The sequence below is a fragment of the Bacillus haimaensis genome (assembly GCF_048270625.1).
GTDB classification, from domain to species: Bacteria; Bacillota; Bacilli; order Bacillales; family Bacillaceae_I; genus Sutcliffiella_A; species Sutcliffiella_A haimaensis.
On the sequence record NZ_CP158164.1, the window covers coordinates 1 to 16,243 of the forward strand.

At 41.4% G+C, this 16,243-nt stretch carries 15 protein-coding genes and 1 pseudogene; 11 read left to right on the plus strand and 5 right to left on the minus strand.

What is annotated here, in order from left to right; genetic code table 11:
- Positions 1-85: 85 nt before the first annotated feature.
- Entirely contained in the window at positions 86-643 is a 558-nt protein-coding gene (locus ABN702_RS00005) for a class D sortase (protein WP_417898847.1), read from the plus strand.
- Between the two features lie 401 nt (positions 644-1,044).
- Here ABN702_RS00005 and ABN702_RS00010 read toward each other — a convergent pair whose 3' ends face one another.
- Positions 1,045-1,473 carry a YwpF family protein gene (locus ABN702_RS00010; protein WP_417898848.1) on the minus strand — a complete coding sequence of 143 codons (429 nt, stop codon included), beginning with the start codon at positions 1,471-1,473 and terminating at the stop codon, positions 1,045-1,047.
- A gap of 478 nt (positions 1,474-1,951) precedes the next feature.
- Between ABN702_RS00010 and ssb the strand changes: the two genes are divergently transcribed.
- From ssb to ABN702_RS00025, 3 genes are all read left to right on the plus strand, one after another.
- A complete protein-coding gene (gene ssb, locus ABN702_RS00015) occupies positions 1,952-2,335 on the plus strand; it encodes a single-stranded DNA-binding protein (RefSeq protein ID WP_417898849.1) in 384 nt (127 codons plus the stop codon).
- A 457-nt stretch (positions 2,336-2,792) separates the two neighbouring features.
- Positions 2,793-3,254, plus strand: a complete 462-nt coding sequence (locus tag ABN702_RS00020; RefSeq protein WP_417898850.1) for a hypothetical protein — start codon at positions 2,793-2,795, stop codon at positions 3,252-3,254.
- A 60-nt stretch (positions 3,255-3,314) separates the two neighbouring features.
- Positions 3,315-3,833, plus strand: coding sequence for a VanZ family protein (locus ABN702_RS00025; RefSeq protein WP_417898851.1), 519 nt, complete (start codon positions 3,315-3,317; stop codon positions 3,831-3,833).
- A 134-nt stretch (positions 3,834-3,967) separates the two neighbouring features.
- Here the strand turns inward: ABN702_RS00025 and ABN702_RS00030 are convergent, their stop codons facing one another.
- The 3 genes from ABN702_RS00030 to ABN702_RS00040 all read right to left on the minus strand — a co-directional run bounded on the left by ABN702_RS00030 (position 3,968) and on the right by ABN702_RS00040 (position 9,163).
- Complete coding sequence (locus ABN702_RS00030) at positions 3,968-6,775, minus strand: DEAD/DEAH box helicase (RefSeq protein ID WP_417898852.1); 2,808 nt, start codon at positions 6,773-6,775, stop codon at positions 3,968-3,970.
- Positions 6,768-8,318 (minus strand): hypothetical protein, encoded by a 1,551-nt coding sequence (locus ABN702_RS00035; RefSeq protein WP_417898853.1) that lies wholly within the window; start codon positions 8,316-8,318, stop codon positions 6,768-6,770. The genes ABN702_RS00030 and ABN702_RS00035 overlap by 8 nt, the downstream gene beginning before the upstream one ends.
- 287 nt (positions 8,319-8,605) lie before the next feature.
- A complete protein-coding gene (locus ABN702_RS00040; RefSeq protein ID WP_417898854.1) occupies positions 8,606-9,163 on the minus strand; it encodes a BsuPI-related putative proteinase inhibitor in 558 nt (185 codons plus the stop codon).
- Between the two features lie 211 nt (positions 9,164-9,374).
- Between ABN702_RS00040 and ABN702_RS00045 the strand changes: the two genes are divergently transcribed.
- From ABN702_RS00045 to ABN702_RS00075, 7 genes and pseudogenes are all read left to right on the plus strand, one after another.
- Positions 9,375-10,163 (plus strand): N-acetylmuramoyl-L-alanine amidase, encoded by a 789-nt coding sequence (locus ABN702_RS00045; RefSeq protein WP_417898855.1) that lies wholly within the window; start codon positions 9,375-9,377, stop codon positions 10,161-10,163.
- A gap of 180 nt (positions 10,164-10,343) precedes the next feature.
- The gene (locus tag ABN702_RS00050; RefSeq protein ID WP_417898856.1) at positions 10,344-10,661 is read left to right on the plus strand and encodes a hypothetical protein; all 318 of its coding nucleotides are present in this window, start codon (positions 10,344-10,346) and stop codon (positions 10,659-10,661) included.
- Between the two features lie 257 nt (positions 10,662-10,918).
- Positions 10,919-11,517, plus strand: a pseudogene (locus tag ABN702_RS00055) (class D sortase).
- Between the two features lie 268 nt (positions 11,518-11,785).
- Entirely contained in the window at positions 11,786-12,544 is a 759-nt protein-coding gene (locus ABN702_RS00060) for a tyrosine-protein phosphatase (protein ID WP_417898858.1), read from the plus strand.
- A 239-nt stretch (positions 12,545-12,783) separates the two neighbouring features.
- On the plus strand, positions 12,784-13,530 hold the full coding sequence (locus tag ABN702_RS00065; RefSeq protein WP_417898859.1) for a YveK family protein: 747 nt from the start codon (positions 12,784-12,786) through the stop codon (positions 13,528-13,530).
- Positions 13,523-14,212 carry a CpsD/CapB family tyrosine-protein kinase gene (locus ABN702_RS00070; protein ID WP_417898860.1) on the plus strand — a complete coding sequence of 230 codons (690 nt, stop codon included), beginning with the start codon at positions 13,523-13,525 and terminating at the stop codon, positions 14,210-14,212. The genes ABN702_RS00065 and ABN702_RS00070 overlap by 8 nt, the downstream gene beginning before the upstream one ends.
- 94 nt (positions 14,213-14,306) lie before the next feature.
- On the plus strand, positions 14,307-15,074 hold the full coding sequence (locus ABN702_RS00075) for a tyrosine-protein phosphatase (RefSeq protein WP_417898861.1): 768 nt from the start codon (positions 14,307-14,309) through the stop codon (positions 15,072-15,074).
- Positions 15,075-15,121: 47 nt separating this feature from the next.
- Here ABN702_RS00075 and ABN702_RS00080 read toward each other — a convergent pair whose 3' ends face one another.
- Positions 15,122-16,069: a LytR family transcriptional regulator gene (locus ABN702_RS00080; protein WP_417898862.1), complete on the minus strand. Its 948-nt coding sequence runs from the start codon at positions 16,067-16,069 to the stop codon at positions 15,122-15,124.
- Positions 16,070-16,243 lie beyond the last annotated feature (174 nt).

The following is a 16,243-nucleotide window of genomic DNA, read 5'->3' on the forward strand; positions in this document are numbered from 1 at the left end:
TTTGGGTATGGCTCTGGGATTCTTGCTTGTAGCCGCTGCAGGAATCCTATATCGCCGGTCCTTGGCAGTTGGAAGAGGGTAGTCCATGGTCAAGCTTCGAATAGCATCTATCGTGATATTTATTATTGGGGCCGCTTTGTTCGTGGGAAGCGGTCTTTCCTATTGGCAAGGGTATTCGGCTGTGGAGGAATGGGATGAAGGTGATCTACAGGATAAGGAGGATGTAAAGAATCCCTGGGGGCAGATGGAGGTCGGAGATTTGATCGGTAACCTCGCCATTCCTGAACTGGAGGCGAGTATTCCAATCTATCACGGAGCCTCTGAGGCTGAGTTGAAAAAGGGAATCGGCCATGTTGCAAATAGCATGTTGCCAGGGGAAGATGGTAATATCGTGCTTTCAGGCCATCGAGATACAGTATTCCGCCGGTTGGGGGAGTTAGAGTTGGGGGATTCGCTTCACGTGGAGAATGGCGGGCAGAGCTATCATTATAAAATTAAGCGGATTCGCATTGTGAAGGCGGATGATACGACGGTCCTTGTGCCAAAACCAAAGGAAACCCTTACTGTGACGACGTGTTATCCGTTTCGGTTTATCGGAAGTGCCCCAGAGCGATATGTTTTGGAGGCAGTGCGGATTTACTAGCTAAAGTATGGAGAAGTCATATTATCTTTCTATAGTAATTAAAAGGGGTAAATTCACTTTGTGTATATGAAAGTATTGTTATTGCTCCATTATCCTAGCATTTAATCAAACGTTCGTTTAAAAATTACTATAATAAAATACTGTGTGAGTTACATCCTTTATCGGAGCGAATGCTAGCAAGTGAAGGTTAATTTGCGTTATGCACAAAAACTCATGGTTTCTGCACAAAAAATTAAATTTGCGCACAAAAATCGTGGTTTACGATGAAAAATCCTGATTTGCGCAAAAAAACGCATCATTTGCGTGCAAAAAGTCAATAAACGACAAATATCGCGCGTCATGCCAAACAAAGTAATCTCACCGCCACAAAATAAAAAAGCCAACCACCAAAGGTCGGCTTATTATTTTGACTTCTGCAATACAGGCTTCTCATTGATTTTCTCCTTGAAAGCCTGCAATAGTTCATCCCCGTTAAAGCCGCTCTCCACCAATGATTCCAAGAGCTTTTCCGGATAGTTATTGTTGCGGCGGAACAGTTCTCCTTCAAAGAGGATGCTCATACGCTCGTCCATCACAGCCACGTTCCTGATAACAGCTTCGAATGAAGCGGGATCATTGGTTGGTTTGGAGATGGTAGCTTGGACATGAACAGTTTGTTTATTTTCTAATATGGATTGATATTTTTCCGGATTTTCCTTTGGAAGAAGGGCTTCAATGAGCCAGTTTTCCTTGCCGTATTCTCTATTGATGATCAATCCGTCTTGTAAGTCTAACTTTTCAACGTTTTCCCCGTGTACGATGGACAATGCAACAAGTTTGAACGTTTTCATACTTTCCCTCCAGCGGGTGTTATTGTCGTGCCTGTACCAATTTGGTTTTATTATATCATATTGGTTCGGAAAGATACGTTCCCATTAATTTGATTTGTTGTGAAAATTTTGCCCGTGGATTTCCGCTGCAGGCAATTGCTTTCCGCGGGGCTTGAGAGCCTCCTCGGCTGCGCCTGTGGGGTCTCCATCTAAGCGCTGTCTCCCGCAGGAGTCAATTGCCTTCCGCTGCAATCCACTCACGGTTTTAAAGTTTTTAAATTCCACACCGAAAAGTGTCTCTCTAAAAAATCTCTCCCATGATGAAATTTCATCTATTAAGAAGAGAGTGCTATACGAAATGTGATTTTGATTACGGGAAACGACCATTTTCGACTCAAAACCTTATGAAAAAATTAATAACCTCCATTTTACCAGTATCCCCTCTTGCAGTTATGATTACGGAGCAAGAGACAAGAATACGAAAAAGGAGGGAAGGAACGTGATTAATCAAGTTATTCTCGTTGGGCGATTGACGAAGGATCCAGAACTGAGGTATACGAGTGATGGAACGGCATTGGCAAGCTTTCATCTCGCGGTAAACCGAAATTTCAAAAACCAGGATGGTGTGGTGGAGGCGGATTTTGTATCCTGCACCGTGTGGAGAAAGCTGGCAGAGACAACAGCCAACTATTGCAGAAAAGGTGCTTTAATCGGAATTACCGGAAGGATCCAGACGAGGAAATACGAAGGTCAGAACGGTACGACGGTGTTTGTAACGGATGTGGTCGCAGATAATGTGCGATTTTTGGAACGGAAGCCGCCTGCAGTAAAGGTGGAAAAAACAGTGCAAAAAGAATTGGAAAAAGTGGAGCTGCCATTTTAACCATCTCTTTCGCTAATGTTGAATTGTTAACCATTAAGCAATAGGGAACCCCTCCCATGATGCTTTAGCCTTTCTAATAAAAGGCAACTTTTCGAAACAAGCTGCCTTTTTCTTTTGCTTATTAACCTGGATAAGCCCTCTTAGAATCTTCACAGAGAAAATGTCCTCCCTGCTCTCCAATATTTGTGCCAACCTGTTTCGGGTTGGCTCTTTTCAGGAAAGGTCTTCAACGAGAGTTCGAAAGTTCTTTTCTATGGTTTTTTTGTATTTGACATTCAGTTTTGTATACATATGTAGAGATTTCTTGAATTTTGGATTCTTTTTTAAATAATCGACTACCTCAAGTACTTCGTCATCGGTTTTTTGTAATTGATAAAGTTATAAAAAGGTTTCCATATTTGGAAAAAAACGAAATAATAGAAGTGAACCAATTATGTAGGAATAGGGGAGTGAGAAAATGGTAGAGTTCCATTTATACAGTATTGCATTTCTTCAAAGGGTAAAGAATCCGATTCATAATCAGGAGAATTATTTTATTTATATTAAGGAGCCTACCTATTCTTACGCAAGTCATGGTTTTTCTTTCTATGATGCCTTGCAGCTCTGTGATAGGGAGAGTCATGAATGTGATGATTGCGATGTCAGAAGTATTGTCACAAATAACCATCAAGCAGTAGAAATACAATTCCGTTCAACGGAAGATATGCAGATCATATCCATAAAAGTATATCTTGAAACAAGCTCCATAGAAATTTCCTCCTATGTCTGGCAAGAACACCGCAGAGCTTTCATCCGGTTTGACGATCCTCAGGAACTTGACGAACCACTTATTATCAGCCTTCTAAAGAGAATTTCCATCAAGCACAAAGGAAAAAGCAGTTTTCTTTCCCTTCCGAGGGTGAGAAGTATGCATCAGTAGCGTATAGATAGATGAAAAATAGGACACACCGTTACTATTGAATCGAATAGTGGTGATCCTATGTTTTTAAAAAGAAGAAAATACTATTATCTCTTCCTTGCAATCGGATGGACGGTGCTTCTATTTCACCTTTCCTCCATGTCCTATGCGTCCCAGGATATCAGGCCATATCTGAGATTGCTGGTGCCGGAGGAAAGCCTTTTGGTGTGGCTGAAGGGATTTCAGCTGAACTTTGATGGGAGTGTAATCAGTGTGGAAACGAGTGGAGGTTATGCTCTTGTGGAATTTCTATTCCGAAAGGCTGCCCACCTGTTCTTTTATTTTATGCTAGGGTTCGTCATTGTCCGTTACTTCCGCAGTTTCTTACATAATCGGAGAAGGCGGGTGTTCCTGTTGAGCTGCTGCATGGTGCTTTTCATTTCCATGCTGGACGAGTATCTTCAGTACCTTCATCCTGACAGGAGCGGCCGCTGGATAGATGTGTGGCTTGATTGTACCGGAGGGCTGGTCGGGATAACAGCGGGCTACATCACTTCCAAAGCCTCATCCATAAGAAAAAGCGCGAGTCATTCGATGTGAATGACTCGCGTTTTTTTAACATTGGCTGTTTTCGCATAAATTGTTGCTTTTTCGAATACAATTAAAGCCCGTAATATTACTCATATTCGTGCTCTTTTTTACGGCCAAAAGCAACAAACTCTTAGAAAAGAGCTTTAACGTAATGTCAGAAGTTCCTTCAGATCTTCGTTGCTAAGCTCGGTAATCCAGCCTTCGCTCGTAATGATCTGGTTGTTCAGTGCCTGTTTGGATTCGATCATGGCATCTATCTTTTCTTCCAGTGTCCCGGTTGCAATGAACTTATGGACATGGACGAAGCGGTTCTGACCGATCCGGTACGCACGGTCTGTTGCCTGGTTTTCCACTGCCGGGTTCCACCAGCGGTCATAGTGGATGACGTGATTGGCGGCTGTGAGGTTCAGTCCTGTTCCGCCTGCCTTCAAGGAGAGAACCAGCACATGGAACTCCCCGTTCTGGAAGGAGGTGATGAGATTATCACGGTCCTTCTTCACGACACTGCCATTTAAAAATCTACCTCTTTCACCAAGTGCTTTCTCAATGGCTTCAATAATCATATTCCCCATTGCGATGTACTGGGTAAAAATAAGGCAGCTTTCGTTGCGCAGACGAATCTGTTCCACGAGCTCCACCAGCTTCTCCATTTTCGTGGAGCGCATCATCAGGTTGGTCGGCTCTTCCTCTTTTAAATAAAGGGAAGGGTGGTCGCAAACCTGCTTCAGCTGACCTAGCATCTTCAGCACGAGACCTCTGCGCTGGATGCCACCCAAGGACTCCACTTTTTCCAACGTTTCTTTCACAAGCTGTTCGTAGATGGATGCCTGTTCGATGGTCAACGGGCAGTATTCCTTCTGCTCCTGCTTCTCCGGCAGGTTGAGTGCCACCTGCTCATCCTGCTTGGTTCGACGGAGCAGGAAAGGCTGGATGAGCATCTGCAGCTGCTGGATTTTGCGTTTATCCTGATCTTTTTCAATAGGAAGAACAAATTGCTTATGAAAGGCTCCTAATGATCCGAGGTATCCAGGATTAATAAAATCAAAGATCGCCCATAGCTCGGACAAGCGGTTTTCCATTGGCGTACCTGTCAGGGCGATATGGTGAAGACCTTGCAGATTCCGAACTGCCTGAGATTGCTTCGTATCGGCATTCTTGATGTTCTGCGCTTCGTCGAGGCAAACGGTGCTCCAACGAACATTGGATAGTTCTTCTTCATCCAAATGAGATATTGCATAGGAAGTCAGTACGACGTCTGCTCCTTTTATCGAATCCAAAAAGCTGTCGCCCTTATTTCGGTTTGTTCCGTAGTACAGCATGACGTTCAGGCTTGGAGCGAACTTTTCCAACTCCTTCTGCCAGTTCCCTAGAACAGAGGTCGGACAGATGATCAGAACCGGTTCACGCTCTTGATTATCCTCGAGCTCCTTGCACGCAAGGAAGTAGGCGATAAGCTGAATCGTTTTTCCGAGTCCCATATCATCTGCCAGGCATGCTCCAAATCCATGCTTTCTCAAAAACAGTAGCCAGGCGGCGCCTTGCTCCTGGTATGGGCGCAGTTCCCCTTTGAAGGTTGATGGAGCTTCAAAATCAGGAAGCGCTTTTCCTTGATAGAGCTGCTCGACCAGGTTCTGAAGCGGACCAGTCATCTCATAGGTGATTTCACTCATGGAGTAGCTTCCCGTTCCCTCCTGATGCTCGTCAAAGTGGTTGGAGGCGTGGCTTTTCAGAAGATCCTCGATACGGATCCCGGTTTCTTCCGCCTGCTTCATCATAAGTTTTATTTCTTCAATAAATTGAGGATCTAAAACGACCCATTCCCCTTTGATTTGAACAATGCGACGGTTCTGCTCCACCAATGCCAGGAACTCCTCTTCTGTCAGCTCCGTGTTCCTGGTGGAGAAACGCCACTCGAAATTGACAAGTGATTGCAGGCCGACAAAGGAGGTGGAATGGGAAGATCCTTTTTTGGAGCTGTTTACCCGAGCTTTGATTTTCAGTCGGGAATCTTTTACAGCCTGCCACCATGATGGAAGCAGGATAAAGCTGCCGATTTCGAGCAGTCTTTCACTGCCGTCCACCAGGAATCGCCATGCATCCTCTTCGGTTAAGGCCTCTCGGATCTGACCATTGGAAAATAGGGAAGGAGTGACACGCTGCCACTTCTTAAAGCTGCGCTCGACTTCTTTTTTGAACTTTTTATAAGAGGCGGGAAGTTTATCCTGCTCCCAGACGTATAATTCCTCCGTCTTTTTATCTTTTAGGAGGGTCTCCAGTCTCCAGTCCGCATAGGCTTCCTCCGGTTCCAATAATCGCAAGCCGACTGAGAATGGCGTGGTGTCCTTCAACCATCCAATATCCTTAAGCCAATCCTCTTCATCCAGATAATTGGTGTGGCTGTCATAGGAAAGAAGAGAGGCTGAATTAGAGTACTCCGCCCAATAGGAGCGCAATGTCTCGGTCTTCTCATTTTTTATCCAGTCCTTCATGATTGATCCAATCCACTCTTCTATTTTTTCCCTATAGGAGGGGAGAAGCGGATTTTCCTGGACCAGTTTGTTTCCTTCATCCGTCAAAGAAAAGGAAAGCCTGTCGTTCTGCCACTCGGAAAAATCAGGCTGAAATGCTTTCTGATTGAAAATGGATGAAACGGTTGGTGCCAATAGACGATACAGCTCCGATTGGTCACACCATTCAAGCTGCAGAAAAGAATTCTCCGTATTGTTTGCAAAAAGCTCCAATGCATCCGCTGGAGAAATGAAGATACCCGTTTTCCCCTGAAAAGCGGACTCCTGGAAAAAGGAACCAAAAAAAGAGCCTTCATGCCAGGTGAATAACAGCGGGATGAAACGCGAAGGCGGCAGTACAGATGATTTCAGCTGCACATATAGGAAAAACCTGTTCGTTTTTTCATCGTATATCGAGTTGGCGGATAATGATCCATTAATCATATGTGAATCTTCCTTTTTTCAGTTCTTCTTGGAAGGAGCGGAGTCGTTTGGTTCCTTCTTTTATCTGAGAAATATACTCCACCCAGACATCTTCGAGTTTTTCCTTTTTATATAAAGAGTGCAGAGCCTTTAATAAACTTGTTGCTTCCTTGTAGGAGCTCTTGTTCCGCTGGCCGATCGCCTGCTGAATGGCAATATGATAGAGGGGAAAGAGGGCGTACGGATCGGCTTTTTTGATTGTCTTGATCTTATATGCCTCGAGACCGCTTAGTTCAAACCCCATCCAAAGCTGGAGCTCCACCCACTTCCGAAATTTTTTCGTTTCGAAAAGGTACCACTCGTATTCGCCATAGCTATAGGGCATCAAGCTCTTCATCGCCTCGATGTACATGGCATCATGCTTTGTTTCCAGTGCGTAGTCCGTCAAAAGTTTCAAAAGGTGCTTTGTGAGCTGTCGTTTGCGGTCATAGGTCGGCTCATCATGGATATAGCTGGTAACGATAGGCAATGCGGTTTGCAGCCAAATATCCAATCGGTCCTTTGCCTTAGAGCTCGCTAGTGCCTGAAGCCAATTGAACACATAAGGAGCGTACCGATTGGAATGCTTCTTTACTATATGCAGTGCTTCATCGTCCTTTTTTTGAAGGAAAAGGAGATGTGTTTTTGCTAATTCGGCTTGCAGGGTCAGGTCGTCTTCCAGCTCTTTCAATTCGGATGACATCCAGTTTCTGCGTTGAAACACGTCATTCCACATGAACTGAAAGCAATAGAAAACCTCACGAATAAAAGGCTCTTCCTGCTGCAGGAGCATGTGTCGGATCAACTCCCTGCTTTCCTTCAACAAGGAGTCGAGCTGGAATGCAATCGCACTATGAAATAATCCTTTCGCTTCCTCCTCGACTTCATCCACGAAACGGTGCAGGATATCAACTATATATTGATAAGGCTGAGAAGAATCATAGTTTTTCATCACCTCTTGCATGCAAAAGAGAGAGGCGTGCAGGAGGAAGAGCGGGCGAATTTCAGCCTTTTTGGGTGCCAATAAACGGAGCTTTGGAAAGAATGCATGTGTCAGACCGGTCAAATACGTTCTGGTTGAAGGGATGGAACGCTTATATTGATCATGCTGATGCTCCACAAAGTCCAGCCAGCTTGTAAGAGATGTATCTGAATAGCTATCCACTTTCTTCTTTTGGAAAAGGGGGAGCGGTTCGGATGCGGTATGAGGGGTAGCTTCCTTCCATTTTTCAATGAGCGATGCGATGGTTCTTGTCTGTGACCAAAAAGCTAGAAAGGTTGCGAGCTGATGGATGCAAAGTGAAACAGATCCACATGAACACCTGCTCAATTCATGGATGTCCATATCCAGCAGTACATGGCGGTGGCCATTATCCTGCACCTTCCCTGTAATGCCAGAACCCTCTTCAAGGGCATTTATCACGTTTCCTTGCCGGAAAAGCTGCAGGGCGCCTTTTAGAAGTACACGGTTCTTTTCCTCTGACAGCGGATATGTATTGATTAACCAAGTTGCAAACTGCTCCATTTTTGTCACCATCCAAAACGAATAAAAGGCCTACTTATCATATGTAGACCTTTCTTTTAGTTGATGTTCAAAAAGTCCGGTAAAAATAGCTTCGAATTTCTTCGTCAGCTTGTCTCTGTGCTCCTCGCGTATACAAACCATACGCTGCGGTGCTCGAGACTTCGCTTCCTCGAACTTCTTTGCTCTTTTTATCCTCCTTTTTGAACACGCACTTTTACGGTAAAATCTTCTTATTCCATTATAGGTTTTTTAACAAGGAGTTACAACCTTGGGGAAAACTTCCCTTCTTATTCCACGTTAAATGCTTCTTTGGCGGACGCTTGGAAATTTTGTTCTGTGAAGACGAACTCGATGGTGTATTCTCCTTTAGCCAGACCGGAGGCTACTTCTTCAAAGGATGCAGAATAGGAAACCGTTTCCCCGGGGGCAATGACTTCTTCCTTGATTGCTTGCGTGTACATCATTCCTTCCGATAACTTCTTGACTAGCTTACCTTCTGAATCGTACACCATATAATCATATTCCTGGCCAGAGGAAAATGTTATTTCCGCGTCTTTGCCAGTATCATTTTCTACTGTAAAGACGAAAGAGCTGTCCTTTTGTTCCAACGTGCTGGAGAGTTTCTGCTTGTTCGGGTCTTCTCCCTTTACTTCCTTATTTCTATCCGGTTTCTTCAAGCCGCTTTCTCCTCCTGGGCTGCCTGTCTTATTTTCCTCATTATTTCCATCTGAACTGTTTGTCGTTTCGTCTGGTGCCTCAGTAGCCGTGTTGTTCTCCTGGGCTGTACCGCATGCGGCCAAAAGAAGGGACATTGTGAGTAAAAGTGCGATTCTCTTCATCATCATTCCTCCATCTGTGCTATTTCATTCTGGGATATACCTTGTTTCCTACTCTATCAAACCGTGTTATGACCCATACGTCTCTTTGTAAGGTTAGACGCAAAATAATATAAAAGGTTACAGGGGTGGATGGGGCAGGTGCCTTGTTTAGTCAATTAATGACAGTGTGTGCATATCATACTAGTACAAAGAAACCAATATGAATGAGGTGGAAGGGATGAAGATTGTGTTAGATGCCGGTCATGGATATAACACACCAGGAAAACGTACACCAGATGGAATGAAAGAGTACGAATTTAATCGTGTTGTAGCGGAATTTGCCAGACAGGAGCTGTCAAGGTATCAAAATGCCGAAGTTCTATTTACTCATTCGGACGACCGGGATGTCCCTTTGCAGGAGCGTACAGATCGTGCAAATAGCTGGGGGGCTGATGCATTTGTTTCCATACATGCCAATGCTTATGGGGCAGGGGGTTGGAACACGGTAAATGGGATCGAGACATATACACCGACAGTTGCTTCCCCAAACTCCGATCTTCTGGCAAATTCGGTTCATAAAAGGCTGATACAGGAAACTGGCAGAAGAGATAGAGGGATCAAATCAGCAGATTTCCATGTTTTAAGAGAGACGAACATGGCGTCTATTCTGTGTGAATGCGGGTATATGACCTATTACCAAGAAGCGCAGCTATTAAGGACGGATAGCTATCGGGAAACATGTGCCCGTGCCATTGCAGAAGGTATTGCGGAACACTTCAATCTGGAGCTGAATACGACAGGTCTCCCATCAACCAATTCCTATAAGGTCCAAGTTGGCGCATTCAAGGCAAAGGAAAATGCAGATAACCTAGCAAAAGAATTGGATCGCAAAGGCTATAGCACCTTTGCTTTTCTAGAACAGGGACTGTATAAGGTCCAAGTTGGCGCATTTTCACAAAAGGAAAATGCCGACCGTCTGGCAGAACAATTGCGCAAGCAGGGATATTCGACGTTTATTAGTGCATAGGATATGGGGTGGCAGTTGGGAAAAGCGCTCCACCCTTTCGTGAGTACCCTGTCAGTTATGGTACTTCTAATAAAATTGTCATATAAAAATAATTTCATTTGTAATAAAAACAGGAAATTTGTCCCCATTTAGCGAAATTAATAGAAAACTTGCTAGAAAGAGAGAAAGGAGGCAGCACTCATGGGGAAAATCAAAATCGGACCAAAAACAAAGGCTATTATCAATTTCGTTTGCTTTGCATTGTCTTTGCTATTATTAATTTATAATATCAGTATTGTTGGTTTCTTCTATTTGCTGGTTACATATGGGGAAGAGAAAGGGACACTGATTTATTCCTTGATCAGCGTAACAGGAATCTTTTTGGTCGTCATTCCGTTGGTGTTCCGGATGGCAAAGCAGAGATTTTACCACTATACACTGATTGCCACACATCTTTTAGCAGCGTTCTTACCGATGGTTATGCAAAGGATGTCGGGAATTTTTAATGGGATACTATAAATAAACATTGAAGTTTTCTGATTTTTGTGTAAAATAGTACATATGAAATCGTTTGCACTAGTGGCTATTTACATACTATACGGTGCAGGCGATTTTTTTATGTCCAAATTCATATTCAGTAAAACGTTTTATCCAATGTAATTAATATGGAAATGAATAATCCATGTCTATATAATGAAGATAGAAAATATGTTGCATGCACTTTTCGGGGTGTTGGTCCGACATGAAAAGGAGAAGAGTGGATAGTGAGAAAAGGGATGATTCTGGCCCTCTTGTTTATTATAGGAGGGATTTCGTTTATCGGGTATGGATTGTATGAGAAGTGGACGTTAGATCGTAAAACGGAAGCTGCCCTTCAAGATGCGGTGGCGCTGACTTCCGGAGATCAGGAGAAGGAAACAGCTCCTAGTTCGGAAAAGGACAGAGAGTGGCCGACCAAGCCCGAAGATTGGGACCCGGCTGTTGGTGATGTAGTAGGCATCTTGCAGATTCCGAGGTTTGAAGCGCAGCTGCCGATTGTAGAAGGAACGGATCCCGATGAATTGGAAAAGGGAGTAGGTCACTACCGTGGTGCATCCTATCCAGGGGAGCTCGGACAGATCGTCTTCTCCGGCCATCGCGACACCGTATTCCTGCGTCTGGGGAATTGGAACTGGGGGATAAGTTTGTGGTTTCCCTGCCTTATGGGGATTACATGTATGAAATCTATGAAACAAAAATTGTCGACAAAGACGATACAAGCATCATTACCCTGCAGAAAGAAAAAGAAGAATTGATCCTGACAACCTGCTATCCGTTCACCTTAACTGGGCGGGCGCCTGAGAGATACATCGTGTATGCGAAGCCGGTTTTATAATGAGAAGAGGACACCTTTATGGGTGTTCTTTTTTATTTTCTTCACAGTAAATGTTTTAGAAAACAAAATTAGGGAAAAAGCCTTAAGATGGTTCCATATAAAGTAAAAACTGAGTAATGAAACTTTAAGACACAATAGTGAAGTAATAAAGAAATTATCTTACAAATTCCTTTTAAAAACGACAAAAAAAGGCTATTCACAGAATATTATTATTTTGTTAACATATACTATAGTTGTATGGTGCAAAAGTACTAACAGGAGGTTCTGTATGATAGATTTGAATTGTCACATACTCCCGTCTATGGATGATGGAGCTAAACATATGACCGAATGTATCGAAATGGCCCGAACAGCAGTGTCACAAGGTATAGAAATAATAGTGGCGACTCCTGCTATTTCACAGGGTTCTATTCAAGATATATTAGAAAAAGTCAATGTTCTAAATGAGAGGTTAAAAAATGAGTCCATTCATTTAACTGTTTTACCCGGTCAAGAGTGTCCAATTTCAGATGATTTTATGAGTAAATATGAAAATGGACAAATGCTGACAATTAACAATGCAAACAAATTTATCTTTCTCAGCTTTGAAGCTAGTCATGTACCTCACTATACAGAACAACTCCTTTATGATATCCAAATGAAAGGTTTAACCCCTATCATTGCTCATCCGGAAATGAATATAGAACTAATGGAATCACCAGACAAGCTTTATCAATTGGTGAAAAAGGGTGCATGTGTGCAACTAAATGCAGGAAGTGTGATTGGTAATAATGGGAAAAAGGTCAAGAGGTTTGTTAGTGAATTAATAGATTCCAATTTGGCTCATTTTATTGCATCAGATGCCCATGACAAAAAAAGCAGTTCTTTTTTGTTGCAAGAAGCGTATTCCACTATTGAAAAAGGTTTCGGATCAGATATAAAAGAAATTCTTCTAGAGAATGCAGAATTAGTGGTCGAAGGAAATTCCGTTATCAAAGAAGTTCCAAGTAGAGTGAAAAGGAAAAAACTGTTCGGTATTTTTAAATAGGATATGGAAGATGAGGGGGCACAATAAGGTGCCTTTTTTTAATTGGCTAAAGGATTCCATCAAGAGTAAAAAGCATTCAATCGAATCCTTCTTTGATTTCAATTGTAAGATAGAAACAGAAATCTACTTACTTTTTTGTAAGAAAATGTAGATATATGGTGACAACTCTTATATAATATCAATTGTATGTCAAGGAAACTAGATACTATATGTATTTAAATTAAATTTTGGAGGTTCAAATGGAAGAGACGATCAGCTTAAGGGAGTTATTTCAAACGTTGAAAAAACGTCTTTCTCTCATTGTTATTATTACGTTAATTGCAACTACTGTCAGTGGGGTAGTGAGTTTTTTCTTACTTACGCCAATTTATCAAACTTCAACCCAGCTATTAGTCAACCAATCCAGCAATAATGAGCAAAATATGTACAATGTTAATGATATTAGAACAAATATAGAATTAATTAATACGTACAATGTCATTATTAAGAGTCCAAGGATTTTGGAACTAGTACAAGAAGAATTAAACTTAGAACGTTCTACAGGTGCATTAAACAATCAAATCCAAGTTTCAAGCGAGCAGAACTCCCAGGTATTGTCCATTACTGTGCAGGATGAAGATCCAGCTATGGCGGTCAACATTGCGAATACATTGGCTAATGTTTTCCAAAGTGAATTAACGAATATTATGAATGTTGACAACGTGAGTGTTCTTGCAGCTGCCCAATTAGCTGAAGACCCTTCACCTGTAAAACCTAGACCAGCTTTAAATATGGCTATTGCTTTTGTAGTTGGCTTAATGGCTGGAGTAGGAATCGCGTTCCTTCTAGAATATTTGGATAACACAATTAAGACAGAGCAAGATATAGAGAAACTATTGGACTTACCAGTATTAGGTGCTATTCCTGTTATGACAGAAAACGACCAACGTGGAATGCCTGCAACGAGAGAAAAGCGCGGTTCTGTAAGGAGTGAGTCAGTTGGCTAAGAAAAAACAAGCATCATTAATGAGAAGTTTGATTGCGATGACTAACCCGAAATCACCAATTTCGGAGCAATATCGTACGATTCGAACAAACATTGAGTTCTCTCAAATTGATCGTCAAATCCGTACGCTGATGGTTACGTCAACAGGCCCTGGAGAAGGAAAATCTACTACTGTAGCTAACTTGGCTACGGTATTTGCCCAACAAGGTAAACAAGTACTTTTAATTGATGCGGATTTAAGAAAACCTACCGTTCATTATACTTTTCGCTTACAAAATACAACGGGCCTTACCAATGTATTAACTAGGCAATTAACATTAAAAGAAGCTGTATTCAAATCCAAGATTCCTAATTTATTCATACTTCCAAGTGGCCCGATTCCTCCAAATCCGGCAGAATTACTTGGTTCAAAAATGATGAGAGATTTGTTGGATGAATTAAAAGAAGAGTTTGATGTAGTTCTGTTTGATACACCACCTGTATTGGCAGTAACAGATGCGCAGATTTTGGCTAATAAATGTGATGGGACTATTTTAGTGGTATCAAGCGGCAAGACTGAAAATGAAAATGCACTTAAAGGAAAAGAGCTTTTAGAAAAGGCAAATGCAAATGTTATTGGTGTAGTGCTTAACAATAAAAAGCTTAAAGAAGGAAATTATTACTATTACTATGGGGAAAAATAGTCGTCTTGACTATCTTTCCTTTTTTTATTTTTCTATGATACTATTAAAGGTAGTTAATCAGGAATAAAGACCTAGGATGCAGGGAGGTACTAACATGATAGATATTCATTGTCATATCATTCCTAATATAGATGATGGTGCAAAGCATTTAACGGAAAGTGTAGAAATGGCAAATCAGGCTGTAAAAGAAGGTATTACTCATATTATTGCAACTCCCCACCATAAAAACGGTAAATACAATAATACAAAAGAAGAGATATATAAATATGTTACTCAATTAAACTCAGTTCTTGAAAGCAGACAAATTGATTTAACCATTCTGCCTGGACAAGAGACGAGAATTTATGGAGAGATTTTAGAGGATTATGACCGCGGAGAAATTCTCACATTAAATAATACTGGGAAATATCTATTTGTGGAACTACCTTCCAATCATGTACCAAGATATACTCAACAACTACTTTATGATATTCAACTTCAAGGCATCACACCAATCATTGTGCATCCAGAACGTAATTCCGAGATAATCGAAAATCCAGAGGTCCTTTACAATCTAGTGAAAAAAGGGGTTTGCACCCAAGTGACAGCTACTAGCTTAGTCGGTGGGTTCGGGAAGAAAATTAAGAAGTTTTCCTATGAATTAATTGAATCGAACCAAACGCATTTCATTGCCTCTGATGCACATGGACTAAAAACGAGAAACTTTAATATGCAGAAGGCTTTCACTTTAATAGATAACGATTTTGGCAGTAGCATGAGGTATTACTTTATGGAAAATGCTGAGTATCTGGTAAATGGTGAAGGGTTGATGATCGATCCTCCAGAACGAATAAAAAAGAAAAAGTTTTTAGGTATATTTTAATTGAAAAGACTACCCCATTAAATAATAAGGGTAGTCTTTTCCGTTTTCTATTGATTTTTTGCCACCGATTCGCCTTCGATGGATAAATGTTTTTTAAGTTGATTAGAAAGCTTCATTCTTTCTTCTTCTGTAACAATAAGATAGTAAATATCTTGAGTTCCGTTACTGATCATTTGACCTTGGCCTGAGATCTGGTGCTGCTGGAGCTCGTGTCTTGCCTCTTTATAATTTGCTTGAATGTCAACCATTTCGTCAAAAGTCAAGTTGGTTTTTACGTTGTTTCCTAAAATTTCTAGAATATCATCGAATTTTGTCACCGATGAGATGGAAGCACCTTTATTAATTACACCTTGAATGATTTCTCTTTGACGTTGTTGACGTCCAAAATCACCGCGAGGATCATCATAGCGCATACGTGAATATGCTAAAGCTTTTTCTCCGTCTAAATCCAATGTTCCTTTTGTGAAGTCAAATCCACTATGACTAAATACCAAGTTGTTTTCTACCGTTACTCCACCAACTGCATCGACGATATCTTTAAAGCTTTCCATATTTACTTGGACAAAATAGTCAATTGGAATATCCAAGAAATTTTCTACGGTCGCGATAGACATTTCAGGACCGCCAAATGCATAGGCATGATTTATTTTATCATCAAAGCCTTTTCCGATAATTTCTGTTCTTGTATCACGGGGTATACTAACCATTTGCATGGATTTATCATTAGGATTCACCGTTAAAACAATCATGGAATCAGAACGTCCACGGTCACCAGGTCTTTCATCTACACCAAGAATTAAAAAGGATAGTGGGTCTTTTTTCTTAAAATCTACTTCTTTTGGCCTTTTTTCAGATGCAGTTCGATCAAGAGGTGTATGCATAGAAGCGGCAGTATCCTCCAATGATTTATATACGGTAAAAGCAAAAACACCAACACCAATGGCACTAACACTTAAAATACTAATTAATATAACAAACCATTTCTTTTTTAACATGAAGTCCTCTTCCTTTTTCTTTAATCGTTACTATCATTGATTATAGGTTTTTATATAATCCAATACAACTACAATCGTAACATAAATTGTAGAAAAATATATGTAATGTATATTTATTACATATAGAGAAAGATATTTTAGTAGAATTTTCCGGAGATGTATTGAAGTTTTGGA

Excerpts from the sequence above, each read along its gene's own strand:
- ABN702_RS00080 (WP_417898862.1), bottom strand. The coding sequence starts at position 16,069 with ATGTTAAAAAAGAAATGGTTTGTTATATTAATTAGTATTTTAAGTGTT.
- ABN702_RS00075 (WP_417898861.1), top strand. The coding sequence starts at position 14,307 with ATGATAGATATTCATTGTCATATCATTCCTAATATAGATGATGGTGCA.
- ABN702_RS00040 (WP_417898854.1), bottom strand. The coding sequence starts at position 9,163 with ATGATGATGAAGAGAATCGCACTTTTACTCACAATGTCCCTTCTTTTG.
- ABN702_RS00025 (WP_417898851.1), top strand. The coding sequence starts at position 3,315 with ATGTTTTTAAAAAGAAGAAAATACTATTATCTCTTCCTTGCAATCGGA.
- ABN702_RS00045 (WP_417898855.1), top strand. The coding sequence starts at position 9,375 with ATGAAGATTGTGTTAGATGCCGGTCATGGATATAACACACCAGGAAAA.
- ABN702_RS00065 (WP_417898859.1), top strand. The coding sequence starts at position 12,784 with ATGGAAGAGACGATCAGCTTAAGGGAGTTATTTCAAACGTTGAAAAAA.
- ABN702_RS00060 (WP_417898858.1), top strand. The coding sequence starts at position 11,786 with ATGATAGATTTGAATTGTCACATACTCCCGTCTATGGATGATGGAGCT.
- ABN702_RS00005 (WP_417898847.1), top strand. The coding sequence starts at position 86 with ATGGTCAAGCTTCGAATAGCATCTATCGTGATATTTATTATTGGGGCC.
- ABN702_RS00035 (WP_417898853.1), bottom strand. The coding sequence starts at position 8,318 with ATGGAGCAGTTTGCAACTTGGTTAATCAATACATATCCGCTGTCAGAG.
- ABN702_RS00030 (WP_417898852.1), bottom strand. The coding sequence starts at position 6,775 with ATGATTAATGGATCATTATCCGCCAACTCGATATACGATGAAAAAACG.
- ABN702_RS00020 (WP_417898850.1), top strand. The coding sequence starts at position 2,793 with ATGGTAGAGTTCCATTTATACAGTATTGCATTTCTTCAAAGGGTAAAG.
- ABN702_RS00050 (WP_417898856.1), top strand. The coding sequence starts at position 10,344 with ATGGGGAAAATCAAAATCGGACCAAAAACAAAGGCTATTATCAATTTC.
- ABN702_RS00010 (WP_417898848.1), bottom strand. The coding sequence starts at position 1,473 with ATGAAAACGTTCAAACTTGTTGCATTGTCCATCGTACACGGGGAAAAC.